The sequence below is a fragment of the Amycolatopsis lexingtonensis genome, from assembly GCF_014873755.1.
Taxonomy (GTDB): Bacteria; Actinomycetota; Actinomycetes; order Mycobacteriales; family Pseudonocardiaceae; genus Amycolatopsis; species Amycolatopsis lexingtonensis.
In genome coordinates this window covers 8,147,587-8,169,034 of the sequence record NZ_JADBEG010000001.1, presented here as the reverse complement: position 1 = coordinate 8,169,034, position 21,448 = coordinate 8,147,587, and the positions used below count along the sequence as shown (strand labels likewise).

The 21,448-nt window shown below is 71.2% G+C and carries 24 protein-coding genes and 2 riboswitches; of the genes, 11 read left to right on the top strand and 13 right to left on the bottom strand.

The window, feature by feature from the left end; genetic code table 11:
* Window positions 1-36: 36 nt before the first annotated feature.
* Window positions 37-2,202, bottom strand: coding sequence for a glycoside hydrolase family 15 protein (locus tag H4696_RS37940; RefSeq protein WP_192782759.1), 2,166 nt, complete (start codon window positions 2,200-2,202; stop codon window positions 37-39).
* A gap of 159 nt (window positions 2,203-2,361) precedes the next feature.
* Here H4696_RS37940 and H4696_RS37935 point away from each other — a divergent pair, with 159 nt between their 5' ends.
* The 4 genes from H4696_RS37935 (at window position 2,362) to thiD (H4696_RS37920) (ending at window position 6,251) form a co-directional block, all read left to right on the top strand.
* Window positions 2,362-2,505, top strand: a complete 144-nt coding sequence (locus tag H4696_RS37935) for a hypothetical protein (protein ID WP_158104384.1) — start codon at window positions 2,362-2,364, stop codon at window positions 2,503-2,505.
* Between the two features lie 236 nt (window positions 2,506-2,741).
* On the top strand, window positions 2,742-3,653 hold the full coding sequence (locus H4696_RS37930; RefSeq protein WP_086863232.1) for a S1C family serine protease: 912 nt from the start codon (window positions 2,742-2,744) through the stop codon (window positions 3,651-3,653).
* Between the two features lie 48 nt (window positions 3,654-3,701).
* A riboswitch (TPP riboswitch) is annotated at window positions 3,702-3,823 on the top strand.
* The gene (thiC, locus tag H4696_RS37925; RefSeq protein WP_276328951.1) at window positions 3,817-5,454 is read left to right on the top strand and encodes a phosphomethylpyrimidine synthase ThiC; all 1,638 of its coding nucleotides are present in this window, start codon (window positions 3,817-3,819) and stop codon (window positions 5,452-5,454) included. Its footprint overlaps the riboswitch before it by 7 nt.
* On the top strand, window positions 5,451-6,251 hold the full coding sequence (thiD, locus tag H4696_RS37920; RefSeq protein WP_086863234.1) for a bifunctional hydroxymethylpyrimidine kinase/phosphomethylpyrimidine kinase: 801 nt from the start codon (window positions 5,451-5,453) through the stop codon (window positions 6,249-6,251). The genes thiC and thiD (H4696_RS37920) overlap by 4 nt, the downstream gene beginning before the upstream one ends.
* Here thiD (H4696_RS37920) and H4696_RS37915 read toward each other — a convergent pair.
* The 3 genes from H4696_RS37915 to H4696_RS37905 form a co-directional block, all read right to left on the bottom strand.
* Window positions 6,194-6,919 carry a DUF6338 family protein gene (locus tag H4696_RS37915; protein WP_086863235.1) on the bottom strand — a complete coding sequence of 242 codons (726 nt, stop codon included), beginning with the start codon at window positions 6,917-6,919 and terminating at the stop codon, window positions 6,194-6,196. The two genes, thiD (H4696_RS37920) and H4696_RS37915, sit on opposite strands and share 58 nt — an antisense overlap.
* On the bottom strand, window positions 6,916-7,059 hold the full coding sequence (locus H4696_RS37910; protein WP_158104385.1) for a hypothetical protein: 144 nt from the start codon (window positions 7,057-7,059) through the stop codon (window positions 6,916-6,918). Before H4696_RS37910 ends, H4696_RS37915 begins: the two co-directional genes overlap by 4 nt.
* Window positions 7,060-7,219: 160 nt before the next feature.
* Window positions 7,220-8,230, bottom strand: coding sequence for a phosphatidylinositol-specific phospholipase C domain-containing protein (locus tag H4696_RS37905; RefSeq protein ID WP_086863236.1), 1,011 nt, complete (start codon window positions 8,228-8,230; stop codon window positions 7,220-7,222).
* A gap of 103 nt (window positions 8,231-8,333) precedes the next feature.
* Here H4696_RS37905 and thiD (H4696_RS37900) point away from each other — a divergent pair, with 103 nt between their 5' ends.
* Entirely contained in the window at window positions 8,334-9,152 is an 819-nt protein-coding gene (thiD, locus tag H4696_RS37900; RefSeq protein WP_086863237.1) for a bifunctional hydroxymethylpyrimidine kinase/phosphomethylpyrimidine kinase, read from the top strand.
* Window positions 9,153-9,155: 3 nt separating this feature from the next.
* Here thiD (H4696_RS37900) and H4696_RS37895 read toward each other — a convergent pair whose 3' ends face one another.
* Complete coding sequence (locus tag H4696_RS37895) at window positions 9,156-9,452, bottom strand: hypothetical protein (protein WP_086863238.1); 297 nt, start codon at window positions 9,450-9,452, stop codon at window positions 9,156-9,158.
* 78 nt (window positions 9,453-9,530) lie between these two features.
* Between H4696_RS37895 and H4696_RS37890 the strand changes: the two genes are divergently transcribed.
* Window positions 9,531-10,334 carry an ion transporter gene (locus H4696_RS37890; RefSeq protein ID WP_086863239.1) on the top strand — a complete coding sequence of 268 codons (804 nt, stop codon included), beginning with the start codon at window positions 9,531-9,533 and terminating at the stop codon, window positions 10,332-10,334.
* On the opposite strand, the gene H4696_RS37885 is transcribed toward H4696_RS37890, so the two are convergent.
* Window positions 10,331-11,170 (bottom strand): SDR family oxidoreductase, encoded by an 840-nt coding sequence (locus H4696_RS37885; protein ID WP_086863240.1) that lies wholly within the window; start codon window positions 11,168-11,170, stop codon window positions 10,331-10,333. The two genes, H4696_RS37890 and H4696_RS37885, sit on opposite strands and share 4 nt — an antisense overlap.
* A gap of 91 nt (window positions 11,171-11,261) precedes the next feature.
* Here H4696_RS37885 and H4696_RS37880 point away from each other — a divergent pair, with 91 nt between their 5' ends.
* Window positions 11,262-11,621 carry a winged helix-turn-helix transcriptional regulator gene (locus tag H4696_RS37880; RefSeq protein ID WP_086863241.1) on the top strand — a complete coding sequence of 120 codons (360 nt, stop codon included), beginning with the start codon at window positions 11,262-11,264 and terminating at the stop codon, window positions 11,619-11,621.
* 1 nt (window position 11,622) lies between these two features.
* Here the strand turns inward: H4696_RS37880 and H4696_RS37875 are convergent, their stop codons facing one another.
* From H4696_RS37875 to thiO, 4 genes are all read right to left on the bottom strand, one after another.
* Window positions 11,623-12,051, bottom strand: coding sequence for a MarR family winged helix-turn-helix transcriptional regulator (locus tag H4696_RS37875; protein WP_086863242.1), 429 nt, complete (start codon window positions 12,049-12,051; stop codon window positions 11,623-11,625).
* A 97-nt stretch (window positions 12,052-12,148) separates the two neighbouring features.
* Window positions 12,149-12,907 (bottom strand): thiazole synthase, encoded by a 759-nt coding sequence (thiG, locus tag H4696_RS37870; protein ID WP_086863243.1) that lies wholly within the window; start codon window positions 12,905-12,907, stop codon window positions 12,149-12,151.
* A gap of 1 nt (window position 12,908) precedes the next feature.
* Window positions 12,909-13,109, bottom strand: a complete 201-nt coding sequence (gene thiS, locus H4696_RS37865; RefSeq protein ID WP_086863244.1) for a sulfur carrier protein ThiS — start codon at window positions 13,107-13,109, stop codon at window positions 12,909-12,911.
* On the bottom strand, window positions 13,109-14,182 hold the full coding sequence (gene thiO / locus H4696_RS37860) for a glycine oxidase ThiO (RefSeq protein ID WP_086863245.1): 1,074 nt from the start codon (window positions 14,180-14,182) through the stop codon (window positions 13,109-13,111). The genes thiS and thiO overlap by 1 nt, the downstream gene beginning before the upstream one ends.
* Window positions 14,176-14,281, bottom strand: a riboswitch (TPP riboswitch). It overlaps the preceding gene by 7 nt.
* Window positions 14,282-14,312: 31 nt before the next feature.
* On the opposite strand from thiO, the gene thiE reads away from it, so the two are divergent.
* Window positions 14,313-14,972 carry a thiamine phosphate synthase gene (thiE, locus tag H4696_RS37855; RefSeq protein ID WP_086863246.1) on the top strand — a complete coding sequence of 220 codons (660 nt, stop codon included), beginning with the start codon at window positions 14,313-14,315 and terminating at the stop codon, window positions 14,970-14,972.
* A 59-nt stretch (window positions 14,973-15,031) separates the two neighbouring features.
* Here thiE and H4696_RS37850 read toward each other — a convergent pair whose 3' ends face one another.
* Entirely contained in the window at window positions 15,032-15,763 is a 732-nt protein-coding gene (locus H4696_RS37850; RefSeq protein WP_086863247.1) for a hypothetical protein, read from the bottom strand.
* Window positions 15,764-15,910: 147 nt separating this feature from the next.
* Here H4696_RS37850 and H4696_RS37845 point away from each other — a divergent pair, with 147 nt between their 5' ends.
* Window positions 15,911-16,861, top strand: a complete 951-nt coding sequence (locus H4696_RS37845; RefSeq protein ID WP_086863248.1) for a threonine ammonia-lyase — start codon at window positions 15,911-15,913, stop codon at window positions 16,859-16,861.
* Window positions 16,862-16,968: 107 nt separating this feature from the next.
* Here the strand turns inward: H4696_RS37845 and H4696_RS37840 are convergent, their stop codons facing one another.
* Together H4696_RS37840 and H4696_RS37835 are read right to left on the bottom strand one after the other, a co-directional pair.
* Window positions 16,969-18,492: an MFS transporter gene (locus tag H4696_RS37840; RefSeq protein ID WP_086862823.1), complete on the bottom strand. Its 1,524-nt coding sequence runs from the start codon at window positions 18,490-18,492 to the stop codon at window positions 16,969-16,971.
* A gap of 42 nt (window positions 18,493-18,534) precedes the next feature.
* Window positions 18,535-19,290 (bottom strand): GntR family transcriptional regulator, encoded by a 756-nt coding sequence (locus H4696_RS37835; RefSeq protein WP_086862822.1) that lies wholly within the window; start codon window positions 19,288-19,290, stop codon window positions 18,535-18,537.
* Between the two features lie 148 nt (window positions 19,291-19,438).
* On the opposite strand from H4696_RS37835, the gene H4696_RS37830 reads away from it, so the two are divergent.
* Both H4696_RS37830 and H4696_RS37825 read left to right on the top strand, forming a co-directional pair.
* Window positions 19,439-20,485 (top strand): SIS domain-containing protein, encoded by a 1,047-nt coding sequence (locus H4696_RS37830; RefSeq protein ID WP_086862821.1) that lies wholly within the window; start codon window positions 19,439-19,441, stop codon window positions 20,483-20,485.
* Window positions 20,482-21,447, top strand: coding sequence for an N-acetylglucosamine kinase (locus H4696_RS37825; RefSeq protein WP_086862820.1), 966 nt, complete (start codon window positions 20,482-20,484; stop codon window positions 21,445-21,447). The genes H4696_RS37830 and H4696_RS37825 overlap by 4 nt, the downstream gene beginning before the upstream one ends.
* Window position 21,448: the final 1 nt, after the last annotated feature.

The following is a 21,448-nucleotide window of genomic DNA, read 5'->3' as shown; positions in this document are numbered from 1 at the left end:
AGACCTAAAGTCTCTCAATGTGGCATTCACGGCTTTTCAGCAGCCGAGGAAGTGGCAGCGGACCACGCGAGGCGTTTCGAGGACCGTGCCCGCCTTGACGTCCCAGGCGAGCCGGACGTACTGGGCGTGCGTCCAGGCCAGCGGGGTCGCCGACGTGTTCGGCGTGCCGGCCGGGAAGCCGGTCTGGCCCGACGGCGGGTTCTCGTCCCACACCTGCTCCGGCATGGTCTCCGCCGAGCTGCTCACCCGGCCGAGGTCACGCAGCCGCCGCGCGGCCGAAGCCGGATCGCCGAGCGCCAGCTCGTACTCGCCGCGCTCGCCGGCCAGCAGCGGCCACAGCCGGCCGAACGTCGTGCGGCTTTCGGCCGGGAACGTGTAGTCCCACGGCGAACCGTCGGCCTGCTCGCCGTAGCCGTCCTTCGTGTACCGGTGCCAGAACTGCCCGGTCGGCGTCGTGAAGGCGATCTCCTTGTCGGTGACGCGCACGCTGTTGCGGATCACCGGGTCGTCGGCCCGGTAGACGCCGAGCCGCACGAGGTCGAGGAAGCCCGCGTCGGTGACCGCGCGCTGGTCCATCGTGACGCTCGAGTTCCCGAGGTTGTACGTCGTCCCGGCGTTCGCGTTGGCGTCCTTGGTGAGGCGGACGAAGTACGGGTCCTTCGACAGCGGCCCGTTCGTGGTGATCGTCTGCTTCGGCAGGTCGGCCTTCATCTTGTCGGCCGCGGCGAGGTACCGGGCGGCGTCGGCGGCCGCGCCGGTGTGCGAAGCCAGGTCCGCGGCGCAGACCAGCCCGGCGATCACCGAGGCGATGGTCGACGGGGACCAGCCGTCCTGCTCCTCCCAGCGCTCCTGCTGGGTGTACGGCGACGGCTGCCCGTTCGGGCCCACGTACCCGATGATGAAGTCGGCGGCCTTCTTGACGCCGGGCCACAGGTCGGTGCGGCCGAGCTGCTGGGCCAGCACGATCGGGAACGCGGTTTCGTCGAGCTGGATCGACGTCCAGTACGGCACGCCGTCGACCCGGCTGTTCTGCGGGAGGTGCCCGTCGGCCTGCTGCTGTGTGCCGAACATGTAGGACACCGCGCGGTTCGCCGCCGCCTTGTCGCCACCGGCGGCCAGGCCGGTCGCGATCTGGTAGAGGTCCCGCGGCCAGACCAGGTGGTAGGTGCCGGACGGCGACCACTCGGGGTCGTTGTTGCCGAACCGCCACGGCATGCTCGGCGACGCGATGAAGGCGCCCGGGTGGTGCTTGTCCTCGCTCGCGGCGAGCGTCAGCATCGACGCTTTGTAGAGGTCACGCTCGGCGTCGGTCTTCAGCGACGACGGCGGCTTGCTGACCCCGCGCAGGTACTGCGCCCAGCCGCGGTCGTACGCGCGGGTGATGTCGCGGACGCCGCGTCGCTGCGACGCCCGCGCGCTGCCGAGCGCGTCGGCGGCCTTCGCGCCCATGCCGAGCGCGAGGGTGACGTGCCGGTTCCGGACGCCGTCGGCGCTCGTCTGCCCGGTCAGCAGGACGTTGCCCTTCGCGGCGGTGTCGTAGGTGTTCAGCTTGAAGGTCTTGGTGAGCTGCGTGTTCCCGTCGGACGCCCCCGCGTAGCCGACGCTGGTCTTGGTGAAGGCGGGCATCGCGGTGAGCGCGGCCGCGTTCGTGGCGTCCTGCGCGGTGAGCGCGTCACCCTGCCGCGCGGCCGAGTCGTCGGAGCCGTCGTTGGTCAGGTCCGGGTCGGCGACCGCGTAGAGCTGGTACGGCCGCCCGGTGAGCGACTGGAAGTCGACGTCCACCAGCACGGTCGTGGCGGCCGGGTCGGTGACGTAGGTCTTGCGCAGGCGCCAGCGGTGCTGGTCGTCGGTGACGGTCTGCTCGTAGACCAAACTGTCGTCGTCGGTCCGCCGGACCTGCTGGGACTTCGCCGTGTAGTCCATGGTCGCGAAGCCGCGGCCGTCCGTGACGACGAAGTTCATCGACCGGACGCTCGGCGTCGACAGGTCCGGGTAGTAGACCTCGGACATCTGGCCGCCTTGGAGCGTGAACCAGACGTTGCTCGAGCGGTCGTGTGCCGTGCCGAAGCCGGTCTTGTTCGCGGGCAGCCAGCTGGGATGGGCACCCGGGGCGCCAGGAGCCTCGCCCTGGGCCGCCGCGATCCCCGGGATCAGGCCGGTGACCAGCAGCCCGGCGAGGGCGCCGAAGATGAGTTTGCGCATATCAACCCCACAGAAGATCGCTTCTGCACCGTTACAGAAGCGCTTTGGGAGTCTGCCGCCGAATCTTCACCGGCGCATGGTCCGATCCGGTGAACCACTGACCGTCACTGGTCCGGTAATCCGCTTGCCCAGCGTGTCCGGCTCGCGCACGCTCGGGCGATGCCGAACCTGCTCGCGACCATCGCCGGTATCGAAGCCGGCGTCGCATTCTGGGGGCTCACGGCGGTGTTCGGCCTGACCGCGGTGCTCGCCGCTTCCAAGTGGCGTAGGACATCCTGCGCTTCGCGGGCGAGCTTTTCCTGATCTACCTGGGGATCAAGGCGCTGTTCTTCCGGAGTTCCGGCGAGGAGAAGGAGATTCGGCCCGGCGCGGGCTTCCGCTCCGGTCTCGTCACGAACATCGGCAACCCCAAGGCGGGCTGTTGGTCGGCTTGGCGTCACCGTGGCTCTCGAGGGCTGAGTTCACCAGCAGCGAACGGACTTCCCGCTCGACCGGGCGCACACTTGTAGTACCTGCAACGGTGTAATCGAGGTGCCCTCATGGAAGACGCGATGGACGCCTACTCGCGCGCGGTCAGCACCGTCGCCAAGACCGTCACCCCGCACGTCGCCGGGGTCCAGCTCGCGCGCGGCAGCGGCTCGGCCGTCGTCTTCGCCGACGACGGTCACCTGCTCACCAACGCCCACGTCGTCACCGACCACCGACGCGGCGTTGCGACCTTCGCCGACGGCAGCGAGGTGCCCTTCGACGTCGTCGGCGCCGACCCGCTGTCGGACCTCGCCGTGCTGCGGGCGCGCGGCGAAACGCCGTCGGCCGCTCAACTCGGCGACGCCGACCGGCTCGTCGTCGGGCAGCTCGTCGTGGCCGTCGGGAGCCCGCTCGGGTTCTCCGGCACCGTCACCGCGGGCGTCGTCAGCGCGCTGGGCCGGGCCCTGCCGGTGCGCCACGGCCGCGCCGGGCGCGTGATCGAGGACGTCATCCAGACCGACGCCGCCCTCAACCCCGGCAATTCCGGCGGCGCGCTCGCCGACTCCGCCGGCCGCGTCGTCGGCGTCAACACCGCCGTCGCCGGCGTCGGGCTCGGGCTCGCCGTGCCGATCAACGCGACCACCCGCCGGATCATCGACACGCTCGTCGTCGAGGGGCGGGTGCGGCGCGCCTACCTCGGCGTCGTCGGCGTGCCCGCGCCGCTGCCGGACGACGTCGCCGAGCGCACCGGGCAGAGCGCCGGGCTGCGGGTGCGCGAAGTCGTCTCCGGCGGCCCGGCCGACCGCGCGGGCCTCAAGGCGGGCGACCTCGTGCTGACCGTCGGCCGCACCCGCGTCTCCGACGCCCAGGGCATCCAGCGGCAGCTGTTCGCGGAAGTGATCGGCACCGCACTCCCGATCACCGTGCTGCGCAACGGAGCCATGGTCGACGTCTACGCCACACCCGCCGAACTGGTCGGGTGAGGTGACCTGACTTGAGTATCGCGCGTCGGCGTGGCATGGTCGGGGTTACAACACCAACGCGGGAGCTCGCGCCATGGCGGGCTGAGAGGGTGACTTGCGTTTCGCAGGCGTCACCGACCGCATGAACCTGACCGGGTAATGCCGGCGTAGGGAGTGAAAGTCGTTGACGACATTGGAAAACAATGCTGCCGTCTCCGTGACGACCGGGCCGATCACCGGCTCGCGCAAGGTGTACCACCAGACCGAATCCGGGCTCCGCGTGCCGGCTCGCCGGATCGATCTGTCCAACGGTGAGCACTTCGACGTCTACGACACTTCGGGCCCATACACCGATCCCGAAGCGGACATCGACGTCCACAGTGGACTGCATCGGCTGCGGGCCGGCTGGGCCGACGGGCGGGAGCACAACACCCAGCTCGGCTGGGCCAAACAGGGCGTCATCACGCGGGAAATGGAGTACATCGCCGCGCGCGAACGGGTTTCGCCCGAATTCGTGCGGGACGAGGTGGCCCGCGGCCGCGCGGTGATCCCGGTCAACCGCAAGCACCCCGAGTCCGAGCCGATGATCATCGGCAAGAACTTCCTCGTGAAGATCAACGCCAACATGGGCAACTCGGCCGTCTGGTCGTCGGTCGAGGAAGAGGTCGACAAGATGGTGTGGGCGACCCGCTGGGGCGCCGACACGATCATGGACCTCTCCACCGGCAAGCGGATCCACGAGACGCGCGAGTGGATCGTCCGCAACTCGCCGGTCCCGGTCGGCACCGTGCCGATCTACCAGGCGCTGGAAAAGGTCGACGGCGAACCGGAAAAGCTGTCGTGGGAGGTCTACCGCGACACCATCATCGAGCAGTGCGAGCAGGGCGTCGACTACGTCACCGTGCACGCCGGCGTGCTGCTGCGCTACATCCCGCTGACCGCGCGGCGCGTCACCGGCATCGTCAGCCGCGGCGGGTCGATCATGGCCGCGTGGTGCCTGGCGCACCACCAAGAGTCCTTTTTGTACACGCACTTCGAGGAGCTCTGCGAGATCCTCCGGCAGTACGACGTCACGTTCTCCCTTGGCGACGGCCTGCGCCCGGGCTCGATCGCCGACGCCAACGACCGCGCCCAGTTCGCCGAGCTGGAAACCCTGGGCGAGCTGACGCACATCGCGCGCTCGCACGACGTCCAGGTGATGATCGAAGGCCCCGGCCACGTGCCGATGCACAAGATCAAGGAGAACGTCGAGCTCGAAGAGAAGCTCTGCGGCGAGGCCCCGTTCTACACCCTCGGTCCACTCGCGACGGACATCGCCCCGGCGTACGACCACATCACGTCGGCCATCGGCGCGGCCCAGATCGGCTGGTACGGCACGGCGATGCTGTGCTACGTCACGCCGAAGGAGCACCTCGGCCTGCCGAACCGCGACGACGTCAAGACCGGCGTGATCACGTACAAGATCGCCGCGCACGCCGCGGACCTGGCCAAGGGCCACAAGTACGCGCAGGAGTGGGACGACGAGCTGTCGAAGGCGCGCTTCGAGTTCCGCTGGAACGACCAGTTCAACCTCTCGCTCGACCCGGACACCGCGCGCTCGTTCCACGACGAGACGCTGCCCGCCGAGCCGGCCAAGACCGCGCACTTCTGCTCGATGTGCGGGCCGAAGTTCTGCTCGATGCGGATCACGCAGGACGTCCGCAAGTACGCCGAGGAGCACGGTCTGTCCACTGTGGAGGCCATCGAGGCCGGCATGGCTTCGAAGTCGGCGGAGTTCACCGAGTCCGGCGGCAAGGTCTACCTGCCCGTGGTGCAACCGTGACACCGCACACCGCCCTCACCATCGCCGGTTCCGACTCCGGCGGTGGTGCGGGCATCCAGGCCGACTTGAGGACGTTCTTCGCGAACGGCGTCCACGGGCTCGTGGCGCTGACCGCGGTCACCGTGCAGAACTCGTTGGGCGTGCAGGGTTTCACGGAGATTCCGGCCGACGTCGTGTGCGCGCAGATCAAGGCGGTGGCGTCCGACATGGGCGTCGACGCGGCGAAGACGGGCATGCTCGCGACGGCCGAGATCATCCGCTCGGTGGCGAAGACCCTGGACGAGCTCGGCCTGGACTTCCCGCTGGTCGTCGACCCGGTGGCGGCGTCGATGACCGGGCATTCCCTGCTGCGTGAGGACGCGCTGGAGGCGATCCGCACGGAGCTGTTCCCCCGCGCGACGCTGATCACGCCGAACCTCGACGAAGTCCGGCTCCTGACCGGGGTTTCCGTCACGGACGCGGCCACCCAGCGCGCGGCGGCCGAAGCCCTGCTGGAGTTCGGCTCCCGCTGGGTCCTGGTCAAGGGCGGGCACATGCTGGGCACTTCCGAGTGTGTCGACCTGCTGTCGGACGGCCGCGAGTTCCTCGAACTGAGCGGTCCGCGGTACATCACGGAGAACACCCACGGCGGCGGCGACACCCTGGCGTCGGCGATCACGGCGGAACTGGCGAAGGGCGCGTCGGTGCCGGACGCCGTGGCGGCGGGGAAGAAGTTCATCGAACGGTGTGTCGCGGAGTCCTACTCGCTGGGCAAGGGAGTGGGTCCGGTGTCGCCGTTCTGGGTGCTGGATCGCTGAAGCCGCTTCTTCCCGGCGCTCGGCGGGACTCGCCGGTACTCCACGCTGATCACGTCGATTTCCGAGCCGCGGAGCACTACGCGGTCATACACGTCGGGCAGCGGGCTGAGGGCACTGTCCGCGTCGAGCTTGGCCGCCAGCGGTTTCCGCAGGAGCAGCTCGCGGTCCGCCATCGGCAGGTCCGCGGTGAAGTTCTCGACCTGCCCGGTGTACACCAGTCCGCTGGACAAGCGGACCCGGACGAACACCGCATGCCCGGGCGGCACGCCGTCGCGGAACGCCTTACCCCAGACGCTGATCTTCCGGTAGGTCTCGCCCTGCCGCCGGGCGAGCCACTTGTGCAGGCCGAAAGCGAACGCGTGCGAAACCACGGTCGCCGCGACGATCGTCAGGACCACCTGGCCGTAGTGCTCCGCCAGGTAGGCGCTGCCGCCGAGGATCAGCGACTTCGGATCGAAGAGCAGCCGGGGGAAAACCCACCGCACGCCCAGTAGCAGCAGAAGCGTCACCAAGGTGAAACCCAAGCTGCCCAGCGCGACCCGGCCGATCTCGCGGAACGCCGATTCGGCGGCCTCGACCCGTCGGCGAGCGCCGAGCAGGTCGAAGAACAACCCGGGCGCGACGACGATCAGGAACAGGACGACAGCCAGCCACGTGCTGGGGATCATCCTGGGTAGTCGGGCGGATTCGGGTCCGCGACAGTCGTCCCGCCGTCGGGCTCGGGCCCCTCGTCGGAGCCCTTGATGTCCGGGATCGTCTCGGGCGGTTCACCGATCGCCCGGTCGACCCAGTCGAAGAATCCGGTCACGCCCGGTCACCTCCACGCGAAAGCCCGTCACACCGGCGTCCCGTGAGTCGCCCGGACCGGCGGGGGTGTTGCCGGTCCGGGCGGATCGTTACCCGCGCGTGGTGAACGGAGCGCCGATCGACCACCCCGACCGGTGGGCGTCTACTTCGGACTCGCCGCTCTAACCCCGCGCGACCACCTGCGGCAGCACCGTCGTGAGCCCGGTCCAGTCCGCGGTCACCACCGACGCGTGCTGCTTCGCCAAATCGGCGACGCGCTGGTTGGCCTGGTCGACCGTCGGGTTGTGGGCGTCGATGGCCGGTGCGACGTTCTGCGCGTCGGTCATCACGAGGTAGTAGTGGTTGGCGTCGTACCACCACGGCCCGGTCTGCGTGACCCACGCGTTCGCGTCGCCGTCGAACACCACGAACCACGGCTTGAGGTCGGCGGTGTACTTGTCGCGCGGGTCACCGCCGGCCGCGCCGTGCACCGTCGGGAAGATGTTCGCGTCGCCGAGCTTGCCGGCGTTCTTGAGCCCCACCAGGTAGCGCGCGTACTCGACGTCGGTCTTCAGCGTGTCGGTCGGGTTCCCCTCTTCGACCGTGCCGGGGATGATCTCGGTGATCACCCGGCCCCGCAACGCGTCCACCGACGGCCAGTTGTCCGCTTTGGCCGCGTCGTCGAGCGTGCCGTAGCCGCCGAGCAGTTCGGCCGGGCGGAAGGCGACGCTGCCGAGGTGCGAGCGGAAGGTGGCGTCGAGTTCGTCCGGGCCCATGCCGGTGTTGTCGGAAAACCCGGTCTTCATTTCGAGCTTGAGCGTGATCGGCGCGTGCCCGGGGTGGGCCGCGAGCCAGATCCGGATGTCGTCGAGGCAGTACTCGAGGTTCTTGTTCGTGCCGCCGCTGTACAGCTGCGACGCCGAGGTGGCCGCGACGCAGTTGTTGCTGTTCCCCAGCGGGTTCGAGTGGCTGACCTTCCACTCGTGGGTGAAGAAGTCCGGCCAGACGTCCAGCTCGATCAGCGACGAGCCGGCGTCGAGCGCCTGGGCCAGGTAGCCGTAGGCCGCCGGGTCGTAGGTGTTGTGCACGCCGACGGTCGTGACGTGGGACAGCTTCGGGCTGTCCGCGTTGGCCGCGGTCGTCCCGGAGAGCACGAGCGCCGCCGTGAGGATTGCCACCGAGAAGAGCTTCATCCAGGCTCCTTCGAACGTGAGTAATCTTCATAATGTCTCACCGTGGTTGACTGTTGATGAAGCAAAAGAGGCTGATTGGCCTAGACCAGAAGTCGGGAAAACCATGATTCCTACGGCGTTGACCATCGCGGGGTCGGACTCCGGCGGCGCCGCCGGGCTGCAGGCGGACCTGCGCACGTTCCTGACGTGCGGCGTGCACGGCCTGGTCGCGGTCACCGCCGTCACCGTCCAGAACACGCTCGGCGTGCACGACCGCGCCGACCTGCCGCCGCACATCGTGGCCGGGCAGATCGAGGCGGTCGCGGCGGACATGGGCGTCGGCGCGGCCAAGACGGGCATGCTGGCGTCGGCCGAGATCATCCACGCGGTGGCGGCCGCGTGCGACCGCGCGGAGATCGGGCGCGACGAGAAGATCCCGTTCGTCGTCGACCCGGTCGCGGCGTCGATGCACGGCCACCCGCTGTTCGACGAGGCCGGCCTGCACGCGCTGCGCGACGAACTCCTCCCGCGCGCGACGGTGCTGACCCCGAACCTCGACGAAGTCCGGCTGCTGACCGGGATGACGGTGACCGACCGCGAAGGCATGCACACCGCGGCCGTGGTGCTGCACCGGATGGGCCCGCGGTACGTCCTGGTCAAGAGCGGCCACCTGCAGTCGGACCCGGAGTGCGTGGACCTGCTGTTCGACGGCTCGACGTTCGTGGAGCTGCCGGGCAAGCGCTACTCGACCCCGCACACGCACGGCGCGGGCGACACGATGGCGTCGGCGCTCACCGCCGGGCTCGCGAAGGGCATGTCCGTGGTCGAGGCGGCCCGCTACGGCAAGTGGTTCGTCTCGCACGCGGTCGAGCACGCCTACCCGATGGGCGCGAAGGTCGGCCCGGTGTCGGCGTTCTGGCGGCTGGCGCCCGAGGAACGCTGAGGCTCAGCCGAGCGACTGCTGCCCGAGCGCGCGCAGGACGTCGGCCAGCCAGACGAGCCCGTAGCCGACGGCCCGGTCCGGGTCGTCGGCCATCGCCACCAGCTGCGCCCACGACTCGCTCAGTTGCCCGATCGTGTGCTCCGACGGCTCCCGGTCGAGGTCGTAACGCTGCCCGGGGGTCAGCTCCCAGAACAGGTCGTGCCGGAGCGCGACCGAGCCGCCGGCGCGTTCCGCTTGCGCCAGCAGGAGTTCGGTCACTTCGCGCAGCCGGGACAGCGGGATTTCGGGGCCTTCACCCATGCGCTTCCCCTCTCTCGTCGCAAGATATCTTGGCCGCCGAACGGGTTTACTGATCCTTGAACCAAGCGAGGGACGGCCTTGACCGGACGCGAGCGGGCGGCGAAGGTCCTCGAAGACCGCCGCTTCCAGAACTTCATCATCGCCGTGATCGTCTTCAACGCGGTCACCCTCGGCATGGAGACGTCGACGTCGATCATGGCCGGCTACGGCGATCTCCTGCACGCGCTCGACCACCTCGCGCTCGGCATCTTCGTCACCGAGCTGCTGGCGAAGTTCTACGCCTACCGCGGCGCCTTCTTCCGCGACAACTGGAACGTCTTCGACCTGCTCGTCGTCGGCATCGCGGTGATCCCGGCGACCGGGCCGTTCGCGGTGCTGCGGTCGCTGCGCGTGCTCCGGGTGCTGCGGCTGATCTCGGTGGTGCCGTCGATGCGGAAGGTCGTCTCCGGGCTGCTCGCCGCGATCCCCGGCATGGCCTCGATCGCCGCCCTGCTCGCGCTGATCATCTTCGTGGCCGGGGTGATGGCGACGAAGCTGTTCGGCGCCATCGACCCGGGCGACTTCGGCGACCTCGGCACGTCGCTGTTCACCCTGTTCCAGGTGATGACCGGCGAAGCCTGGCCGGACATCGCGAAGACGATCATGGAACAGGCACCGCTGGCGTGGATCTTCTTCGTCGTCTACATCCTGGTGTCCAGCTTCGCGGTACTGAACCTCTTCATCGCCGTCGTGGTCAGCGGCATGGAGGACGAACTGCGCCAGGACATCCGCGAGGAAGAGGCGAAGCAGGCCGAAACCCAGGCGGCGGCGAACCAGGAGATCCTCGATGAGCTCCGCGCCCTGCGCGCGGAGCTCGCCGAGCTGCGGCAGCGGGCCGCTTAGCGGAACGCGGCGACGTTTCGGGCGGCCCAGTCCGCGAACGTACGCGGCGGCCGGCCGAGGACCCGCTCGACGTCGGGGCGGACGCGCACCTCGGCCGGGCTCGGCGAGCCGAGGATGTCCAGCGTGTCGTCGGCGAGTTCCCCCGGCATGCTCCGCGTCATGCCCGCCTTGGCCTCCTCGCGGGTCAGCTCGTGGAACCGCACCGGCGAGCCCAGCGCGGCGGCGATCGCCTCCGCCTGCCCGCGCGGCGTGATCACCTCCGGCCCGGTCAGCTCGTAGACGCCGCCGGTGTGCCGGTCGTCCACCAGGCAGGCCGCGGCGACCTCGGCGATGTCCGCCGGGTCGATGATCGGCACGCCGGTGTCGCCGAAGGGCGCCGCGACGACGCGCTGCGTGCGGACGCTTTCGGCCCACCACAAGGCGTTGGACGCGAAGCCGCCGGGCCGCAGGATGGCCCAGTCGACGCCGGACTCCCGCACCACGTCCTCCAGCTCGCGCATCGCGACCCGCGTCGTGCCGAACGGCCTGGTCACCACGCCCAGGGTGGACAGCAGGACGACCCGGCCGACCCCGGCGTCGACGGCGCGGCCGACGACGTCGGCGGGGTTGGCCCCGACGGCGTGCAGGTCGCCGGACAGCAGCAGGAACAACGCCTTCGCGCCGGCCAGCGCGGGCCCGAGACCGGCGGGGTCGGCGAGGTCCGCCACCACGTGCTCGACGCCGTCCGGCACCGCCGCGGCGTGCCGCGACACCGCCGTCACCTGCTGCCCCGCCTCGGCCAGCGCCCGCGTCAGCGGCCGGCCCACGTTCCCGGTAGCCCCGGTCACCACGATCATGAACAGCTCCTTCGTCCGATTTCCTGGTGATCGGGACGGTAGGAGTCGGGCTAACTTCTGGTAAGTACATACCTCTGGGTAAGCTCCGGACATGACCGGAGGCTCGCAGCTCACCCCGACCGGTCCCGAGGCTCGCTATGAGGTGTTTCACACTGACTGCGCCGCGCGGGACGTCGTCGACCACGTCACCAGCCGGTGGGGCATCTGGGTGCTGATCTCCTTGCGGCGCACCGATCTCAGGTTCTTCGAGCTGCGGGAGAGCATCCAGGGCATCAGCGAGAAGATGCTCGCGCAGTCCCTGCGCGCGCTGGTGGCGGACGGCCTGGTCTGGCGGCGGGTCGAGCCCACGACGCCACCCCAGGTCACCTACGGGCTGACCGATTTCGGCCGGGACATCGGCGAACCGCTGACGGAGCTGTTCGACCGGATCACGCGCCGGCTCGCGGGCTAGCTCAGTCGTCCGCGATCAGGGCCTCGAGCGCCGGGATCGCCGCCGTCAGGGCTTCGCGGTGCTCGGGCGAAAGCCGGTCCAGCCGCCGGTTCAGCTCCTGCACCCGTGTCGACCGGACGCCGGAGACGAGCCGCTCGCCCTCCTCGGTCGCCTTCGCCAGCCACGCCCGGCGGTCGACCGGGTCGGACTCGCGGCTCACGTACCCGGCCTCGACCAGGGACGCGATGATCCGCGACATCGTCGCCGCGGCGACGCCCTCCTTGGCCGCGAGGTCGCCCAGGCGGAGCTGGCCGGAGTTCACCAGCGTCGCCAGCGCCGAAATCGCGCCGTGGCCCGGGCCCGGCACGCCGGCCTGCCGCAATGACCGGGACAGCCTGCCGACGGCCAGGTACAACCTGCCCGAGACGTCCTGGACCGATGTGCTCGTCACGGCTGGCTCCTTCTGCCCTGCCCCGCCGCCGGTGCGCCGGAAAGTGCCGTCCACCTTACGGGTTCGATGTGCGCGTTCGGCGTGAAGGCGCTCCGGTTCACCGGGGTGGACTCGACGCTTTCGCCCAGAAGCGCTGGGGCACCCGGCCTGCGCCACGGGCCAGGTGACCGGCCACGACGGCCGAACGCATCGCCGAAGCCATCCGCTCCGGATCGGCCGCCCGGGTGACGGCCGTGGACAGCAGGACGGCGTCGCAGCCGAGCTCCATCGCCAGCGTCGCGTCGGACGCCGTGCCGATTCCGGCGTCCAGGATCACCGGCACGCCCGCTCGCGAGACGATCAGTTCGATGTTGTGCGGATTCCGGATGCCGAGGCCGGTGCCGATCGGCGCGCCCAGCGGCATCACCGCGGCGCAGCCCGCCTCCTCCAGGCGCAGCGCGAGCACCGGGTCGTCGTTCGTGTAGGCGAACACGGTGAACCCGTCGGCGGCCAGCCGTTCGGCGGCGTCGAGGGTCTCGAACGGATCCGGGAGCAGCGTCCGGTCGTCGGCGTGCACCTCGAGCTTGATCAGGTCGGTTTCCAGCGCTTCCCGGGCGAGTTGCGCGGTGAGCACGGCCTCGGCGGCCGTGCGGCAGCCCGCGGTGTTCGGCAGCAGCTCGATGCCGAGCCGCTTGAGCAGCTCCAGGACACCGGAGCCGCCTTCGGCGTCGGCGCGGCGCATGGCGACGGTGGTCAGCTCCGTGCCGGAGGCGACCAGCGCGCGTTCGAGCACGGCGAGGTTCGCCGCGCCGCCGGTGCCGATGATCAGCCGGGACGTCAGCTTGGTGGTGCCGATGACCAGCGGTTCTTCGTCCACTTCAGCCTCCCTGGACCGCGGTGAGCACGTCGACGCCCGCGCCCTTGGGCACGGGGGTGGCCGCCCAGTCGGCGCGCCGGACGACGACGCCGTCGACCGCCACGGCGATCCCGGGCCGCTGGCCGCCGGACGCGTCGAGGACGTCGGCGACCGTGGCGCCGTCCGGGAACTCGGTCCACTCGCCGTTGAGCTTGATCTCCATCACACGTGCTCCTTCTGGTGCAGCCGGGCGGGCGAGGCCGCTTCGACGCCTTCGGGTGGCTCCGCCCCGTCGAGCCAGGCGAGGACGGCGGCCGCGGTCACGGGGGCCATCAGCAGGCCGTTGCGGTGGTGCCCGGTCGCGGCGAAGACGCCGTCGTCCAGGACACCGATGTAGGGCAGCACGTCCCGGCTCGCGGCCCGCAGGCCGGCCGCGGTCTCGGCCAGCTCGTACTCGGTGATCGCGGGGAAGACGCGTTCGGCGCCTTCGAGCAGCTCGCGCACGCCGCGCGCGGTGACCGCCCGGTCGAAGCCGGCCTCGTACTGCGTGGCGCCGAGGACGAGCTCCTGGTCGCCGCGCGGCACGAGGTAGATCGGCCGGCCCTCGACGACGGCCCGCACGGTGTGCGGCGGCGGCGGCAGGCAGCCGCGACGCGGCTTCAGCCGCAGGATCTCGCCCTTGAGCGGCCGGACGGCCCCGGCCAGCTGCGGGTGCAGCCGCCCGGTCCACGCGCCCGCGGCGAGCACGACGGCTTCGGCGTCCGGCAGGCTTTCGACGCGCTCGCGCACGAACCGGACGTCGTGGTTGACGCAGGCCTCGTACAGCGCGTTGAGCAGTTTCCGGTTGTCCACGGCCAGGTCGCCGGGCACGTGCAGTCCACTTCGGACGGACCCGACGCCGGGTTCGAGCCGCTTGGTCTCCCGGCTGGTCAGGCGTTCGGCCGCGCGGCCGATCGAGTGCAGGTAGCCGGCGAGGATGTCGAGGTGCCCGGCGTCGGCGCTGTCGAACGCGACGACGAGCGTCCCGTGCTCGGCGAGTCCGGGGTCGACGCCTTCCTGTGCGAGGTCGCTCGCGAAGCCGGGCCAGCGTTTCAGCGAAGCTTCGCCGAGGCTGAGCACGTCTTCTTCGCCGGGCCAGGCCTCGGTGACCGGGGCGAGCATGCCCCCGGCCAGCCAGGACGCACCGCCGCGAGCGGGCTCGGGATCGTGGACGGTGACGTCGTGGCCCGCCTTCGCGGCACACCACGCCGCGGACAGGCCGATCACGCCGCCGCCCACCACTGCCAGGTTCGTCATGGAATCACGCTCCCTGCGCCGGCATGACCCGGATCAGGTTCCACGGTCGGAGCGGCAGCTCCCTCTCAGCCCGTGCCTCGGGCTCCCGTGCGGACCCGTCCACCCTAACTCGCGATGTACGGTCGCCGCTATGCCCGCCCTCTCCGGTGACAAGATCCGCGCGCGCCTCGACGCCGCGCGCCTGTACCTGTGCACGGACGCACGCACTTCCCGCGGCGACCTCGCTTCGTTCGCCGACGCGGCCCTGGCCGGCGGCGTCGACGTGATCCAGCTGCGCGACAAGACCGGCGCACTGGAGGCCGCCGGCGAGATCGCGGCGCTGGAGGTGCTGGCCGAGGCGTGCGCCCGCCACGGCGCCCTGCTGTCGGTGAACGACCGGGCGGACGTAGCGCTGGCGGTCGGCGCGGACGTGCTCCACCTCGGCCAGGACGACATCCCGGTCCCGCTGGCCCGCCGCATCCTCGGCGACGACGTCGTCATCGGCCGCTCGACGCACTCGGTCGACCAGGCCCTCGCCGCGGCTTCGGAGCCGGGCGTGGACTACTTCTGCACCGGCCCGTGCTGGCCGACGCCGACGAAGCCGGGCCGCCACGCCCCGGGCCTGGACCTGGTGCGCTCGGTCGCTTCGGCGGCCCCCGACCGCCCGTGGTTCGCGATCGGCGGCATCGACGGCGACCGCCTGCCCGCGGTGCTGGAGGCCGGCGCGTCCCGGATCGTCGTCGTCCGCGCGATCACCGAGGCCGAGGACCCCGAGGCCGCCGCCCGCGCCCTCCGCTCCCGCCTCGCCTGAGCAAGTCCGTGAAGGCCTCCTTACCGGCGTTTTTGACCGGTAAGGAGGCCTTCACGGCTTTACGGGGTCGGGGTGGTCGCCGCGCCCTGGCTGGTGGGCGGGGTCGTCGTGGCCGGGGCCGAGGTTGACGGCTGCTGCGTCGACGTGCTCGGTGTCGTGGTGGGGGTCGGCGACGACGTCGTCGGGGCCGTCGACGTGTCCGACGGGGTCGTGGTCGTCTCCGTCGGAGACACCTGGGTGTCGCTCGTGCCGGTGGTGGGCGTCGTCGACGGGGTCGTATCGGTGTGGCCACCGCCGCCGAAGATCTTGCCGATGCTCGTGCCCGTGCCGCCGCCGATCTGGGTGCCCGTCGCCGACTCGAAGCCGACGATCGCCAGGATCGCCACCGCGAACGCCGCCACGCTGGTGCCGATGATCAACGGCCAGCGCAGTTTCCGCAGCCGCGACGGCCCGCCTTCCCCGGGTTTCGGCAGCTGGACCGTGGGTTGTTCGGTGATCGGGATTTCCCCCGGTTCGACGGAACCTCGCCGCCGGATCCCCGACGTCGCCAGCACCCGGGCCTTGAGCGCCGCTTCACGCGTGCGTTGCAGCGAGCGCAAGTACAGCTCGCCGCCGACCGTCGACACCACGCTCGCCACGCCCGCGCCGACCACCGTGCCCGCCACGCCGAGCGTCGAGCCCAGCAGCGCCGCGGTCACCGCCGCCAGCGCCGCCGCCGCCACTTGCGCGATGCGCAGGCCCGACTTTTCCTCCGTCTTTCCTTCGGAAGCCGCTGAATTCTCCTTTGTCATGATCCCGATCCGGTAGTCCGTCTTCTCCCCTTGTCCAACGCTTAAGGCGCGCGAGGAACTCCCCGCGTTGCCGCGGCGTGAGGAGGGCCACTCTGTCCGTCCACAATAGACACTCCGGATCGAACGATTTCTTGACATACTCGGCACATGGAACTGGTGACGATCTCCGACATCGAGGCCGCCGCGAAGCGCGTCGACGGTGTCGCCGTGCGCACGCCCCTGCTGCTCCAGACGTGGGATCCCCGCGGCACCCTGTGGCTCAAACCCGAGAGCCTGCAACCGATCGGCGCGTTCAAGGTGCGCGGCGCGTTCAACGCGATCGGCTCCCTCGACGACGCGGCGCGCGAACGCGGTGTCATCGCGTACTCGAGCGGCAACCACGCGCAGGCGGTCGCGTACGCGGCGCAGCGGTACAGCGTGCCCGCGGTGATCGTCGTGCCGGACGTCGCGCCGCGGATCAAGGTCGAGGCCACCCGCGCGTACGGCGCCGAGGTGATCGAGGTGCCGATCGGCGAGCACGAGGCGAAAGCGCGTGAACTGGCGGCCGAACGCGGCCTGACCCTGGTCCCGCCCTTCGACGACGCGGCCATCATCGCGGGGCAGGGCACCGCGGGCCTGGAGATCGCCGAAGACCTGCCGGACGTCGACGTCGTCCTCGTGCCGATCAGCGGCGGCGGACTGGCGGCCGGCGTCGGCACCGCGATCAAGGCCCGCTGCCCGCGGGCGCGGGTCATCGGTGTCGAGCCGGCACTGGCCGCGGACGCCGCGGACAGCCTCGAGCGCGGCGAGCTGGTCCGCTGGCCGCAGGCCGACCGCGCCCGCACGATCGCCGACGGCCTGCGCTCGCAGCCGTCCGAACTGACCTTCGCGCACCTGCGGGAGGTCGTCGACCGGATGGTCACGGTCACCGAGGACGAGATCCGCGAAGCGATGCGCGTCCTGGCCCGCCAGGCCCGGCTGGTCGCCGAGCCCAGCGGCGCGGTGACGACGGCCGCGTACCTCTTCCACGCCGAGGAACTGCCGGCCGGGAAGACGGTCGTCCTCGTCTCGGGCGGCAACGCCGACCCGGCGATGTTCGCCGAGATCCTCGCGGGCTAAGAGCCCCGCCCCACGCGCCCCAATGTGGCGTTCGGTGCGTCCAGCGCACCCAATGTGGCGTTCGGTGCGTCAGACGCAACCAACGCCACATTGGGGCGCTCCGGGCACTAGGAGCCGGCGACCGGGGTCCCGCCGCCGCGGACGTGCGTCGGCGGGCCCTCGACGCCGCAGTGATAGCACTCGCCCAGGTGGGGGCACTCGTCGTCGGGCTTGGCCGTCGACGGCGGTTCGAGGACGCCGTTGTGGATGCCCAGCGCGATCAGCCCGCCCGCGATGGCCAGCGCGGCGCAGATGACCAGCGCCGTCCGCCAGCCCGCGGTGAGCGCCACCGGGTCCGCGTACGCCTCGCCGGTCAGCCCGGCCGCCGCGGGCAGCACCGCCACCGCCAGCAGGCCACCCGAGCGCGCGATCGCGTTGTTGACGCCGGAGGCGACGCCGGCGAAGCGGTCCGGAGCCGCGGCGAGCACCGTCGCGGTCACCGGGGCGACGACCGTCGCCAGGCCCAGCCCGAACACCACGACCGCCGGCAGCACCGCGCCGAGGTAGGACGCGCCGGGCGCGATGCGCAGCATCAGCAGCATCCCGATGCCGACGATGATCGGGCCGACGACCAGCTGCGTGCGCGGACCGATGCGCTGCGCGAGCGCGCCGGAGCGGCCGGAGAGCAGCAGCATGACGAGCGTGAGCGGCAGCCCGGCCAGCCCCGCCGCGGTCGGCGAATAGCCGAGCGACACCTGCAGCTGCATGACCAGCAGCATCATCACCCCGCCGAGCGCCGCGTAGACGACGAACGTCAGCGCGTTCGAGAGCGTGAACGTCCGGTCGCGGAACAGCGACGGCGGCACGAGCGGTTCCGCCGAGCGGTGCTGGACGAGGACGAACGCGGCCAGCCCCGCGATCCCGAGCAGGCCCGCGACCAGCACGATCGGGTCGCCGATGCCGCGTCCCGGCGCCTCCACCAGCGCGCCGGTGACCCCGGCGAGGCCGACGGCGCCGAGCGCGGCGGCGCCGAAGTCCGGGTGGCCGGTGGCCTCCGGGTCACGGGATTCGGGGACGAACTTCCGCGCCATCAGCACCACGGCGATGGCGATGGGCACGTTGATCAGGAACGCCAGCCGCCACGACCAGACCTGCACGAGGAACCCGCCGAGCAGCGGCCCGGCGGCGGCCGCGATGCCGCCGAGGCCGGACCACGCGCCGATCGCGCGGGCGCGGGCGTCGTGCGCGAAGGACGCTTGGAGGATGGCGAGCGACCCCGGTGTCAGCAGCGCGCCGCCGATGCCCTGCAGGATGCGCGTCGCGACGAGCATTTCGGTGGACGTCGCGGCGGCGCACAGCCCGGAGGCGACGCCGAACCAGACGACGCCGACGAGGTACGTGCGGCGCCGTCCGTAGCGGTCGCCGAGCGAGCCGGCGACGAGGATGAGCGCGGCGAGCGCGAGCAGGTACCCGTCGAGGATCCATTGGAGCCCGGCGACGGAGGCGTTCAGCTCGGCGCCGATGCGGGGCAGGGCGACGTTGACGATGGTGCCGTCGAGCATCGCCATGCCCGAACCGAGGATGGTGGTGGCGAGCACGCCGCGGGCGGCGCGCGTCCCCCACCGGATCCCGGTGTCTTCGGTGGCAGTCACCTGCTAACTCCACCTTGCCCGGTGATCCCCGTCAACCGCGCCCTACGGCAGCAGCGTCGTCACGAACTTGTAGCGGTCGCCGCGGTACACCGAGCGCGCGAATTCGACCGGCTTGCCGTCCGTGGCGAACGAGTGCCGGGTCAGCATCAGCACCGGCATGCCGACGTCCGCGCCGAGCATTTCCGCTTCCTGCGGTCCGGCGAGCGAAGTCTCGATCGTCTCTTCGGCACGCTCGAGTTCGACCCCGTAGTGCTCGCGCAGAACGGCGTACAACGAGCCGCCCTGCGAGACGTGCTTGCGCAGCCCGCGGAAACGGCCGAGCGGGAGGTGCGTGGTCTCCAGCGCCATCGGCTGGGAGTCCGCGAGTCGAAGGCGTCGAAGGCGAAGAATTTTCGCACCCGTGCGGATTCCGAGCAGCTTCGCCAGATCTCCTTCGACCGGCAGCTCCTCGACTTCCAAGAGCTTCGACGACGGCTTCAGGCCCTGCTTGCGCATGTCCTCGGTGTACGACGACAACTGCAGCCGCTGCGCGAGCTTCGGCTCGGCCGCGAAGGTGCCTTTTCCCTGCACCCGGTGCAGGCGGCCCTCGGCGGTCAGGTCCGCCAGCGCCTGGCGCACGGTGGTGCGGGAGACCGTGAACTCCCCGGCGAGCGCGCGTTCGGTCGGGATCGGCGACCCCGGCGGGAGGACGTCCAAGAGATCGAGGAGGTGCTGTTTCAATGCCCAGTATTTGGGCTCGCGCTGTCCGCGCATCCCGGCGACGGCGGCCGCCTCGCCCGTGGTGGTGGTCTCCAACATGCCCGACTCCCTCTGCCTTCCCTCATCGCACGCCACGTCCCCGTAAGAAACGTACCCTTTTCCCCCGACGGGCCGCCCCACTAACATTGGTCTAGACCTGACCGACGCCGCCTGAGTCCGGTACATAATGCCGGAGGTGGAGAGGAAAATGATGACCCAACAACGGCCCGGCGAGCACATGGCCGCGGAGATCGCCCAGCAGCCGGACGTCTTGGCGGGACTGGTGCAGCGTCAGGCGGAAATCGCCGAAGTGGCGGAAAAGATCTCACAACGACCTCCGCGCTTCGCTTTGCTCGCCGCGCGTGGATCGAGTGACCACGCAGCGTTGTACGCGAAGTACCTGATCGAGGTACTCCTCGGCCTGCCGGCCGGTCTGGTTTCCCCGTCCACGGCGACCCTGTACGGCGCGCGGCCCGATCTGCGGGACGTGCTGTTCGTCACCGTCAGCCAAAGCGGTGGCTCCCCTGACCTGATCGAGGTCACCGAAACGGCGCGACGCCAGGGCGCCCTGACCGTTTCCGTGACCAACACCCCGGACTCGCCGCTGCGGGCGGCGTCCGAGCTCGGCGTCGACATCGGCGCCGGCGTCGAGCAGGCGGTCGCGGCGACCAAGACGTACTCCGCGACGCTGATGGCGCTGTACCTGCTCATCGACGCGGTGCGCGGCGGCAAGGCGGCCGACGCCGAGAAGATCGGCGAGCTGGCGCAGCAGACCCTCGACGGCGCCGCCGAGGGCGTCCAGCGGGCGGTCGACCGGTACCGGTTCGTCAACCGGGTCCTGACCGCCGCCCGCGGCTACTCCTACGCGACCGCGCTGGAGGCGTCGCTCAAGCTCGCCGAGACGAGCTACCTCGCGGCCCGCGCGTACAGCGGCGCGGACCTGCTGCACGGCCCGGTCGCCGCGGTCGACGACCAGACCGCGGTGCTGGCGGTGACCAGTGCCGGGCACGGCGCGGAAGCCATGCGCGACGTCATCGACGCCGTCGGCAAGCGCGGCGCGGACGTCGTCGCGGTCGGTTCGGCGTCGGCGGACACCCCCGCGGCGCTGCGCATCGACGTCCCGCAGACCGTCGAGGAGCTGGCGCCGATCCTGGAGATCCTGCCGATCCAGCAGATCGCGCTGGGCCTCTCGCTGGCGCGCGGCGGCGACCCGGACAACCCGCGCGGCCTGCTCAAGGTGACCAAGACCCGGTGACCTCCGCGATCGGCGTCGACGCCGGCGGCACGTCGACCAGGGCCGCACTGGTCGACGCCGCCGGCGTCGTGCTCGGCAGCGGGCGCGGCGAAGGCGCCAACCCCAACGCGCACGCGCCGCAGGTCGCCGCGGGCCGGATCGCCGACGCGATCGTCGCGGCACTCGGCGGCCGCGACCCCGGCGAGGTGCGGGCGTGCGTCGTCGGCATGGCCGGGGTCAGCAAGCTGAGCGATCCGGCGGTGGCGGCGGTGTTCGAGGCGGCGTGGGCGCGGATCGGGCTCACCGGCGTGGTCCGGACCGTCGCCGACGCCGAAGTGGCGTACGCGTCGGCGACTTCGGCTCCCGACGGGACGGTCCTCGTCGCCGGCACCGGCTCGATCGCGGGCCGCATCCGCAAGCGGCGGCTGGCCGGCACCGCGGGTGGCTACGGCTGGCTGCTCGGCGACGAGGGATCGGCGTTCTGGCTCGGTCGCGAAGCCGTCCGTTCCACTTTGGATGCTCTCGGCCGCGGCCTGCCGCTGGACGGCCTGCCGTCGGCGGTGCTCGCCGCCGCGCTCGGACCGTCCGGTTTGGACGTCCGAACCGACGCGGACCGGCTCGCCGCGTCCCGCGCGCTCATCACGACCGCCAACGCCGAGGCACCGGTGCGGCTCGCCCGCTTCGCCCCGCTGGTGAGCGCGGCGCACGACGCCGGCGAGCCCGCGGCGCGGGAGATCGTCGCCCGGGCGGCCGAGCTGCTGGTCGCGAACGCCCTCGCGGCGCGCGAGCCCGGCGAGTCGACTCCGGTCGTGCTCGTCGGCTCGGTGCTCACCGGGGACAGCCCGGTCGGCGCGCTCGTCCGCCGTGGATTGTCCGGCCTCGAGGTGCTGACCAGCTCCGATGGCGTGCTCGGGGCGGCCTGGCTGGCTGCCGTGGACGCCTTCGGCGAGGGCGCACCGAGACCCACGTCACGGGGAGATTGAG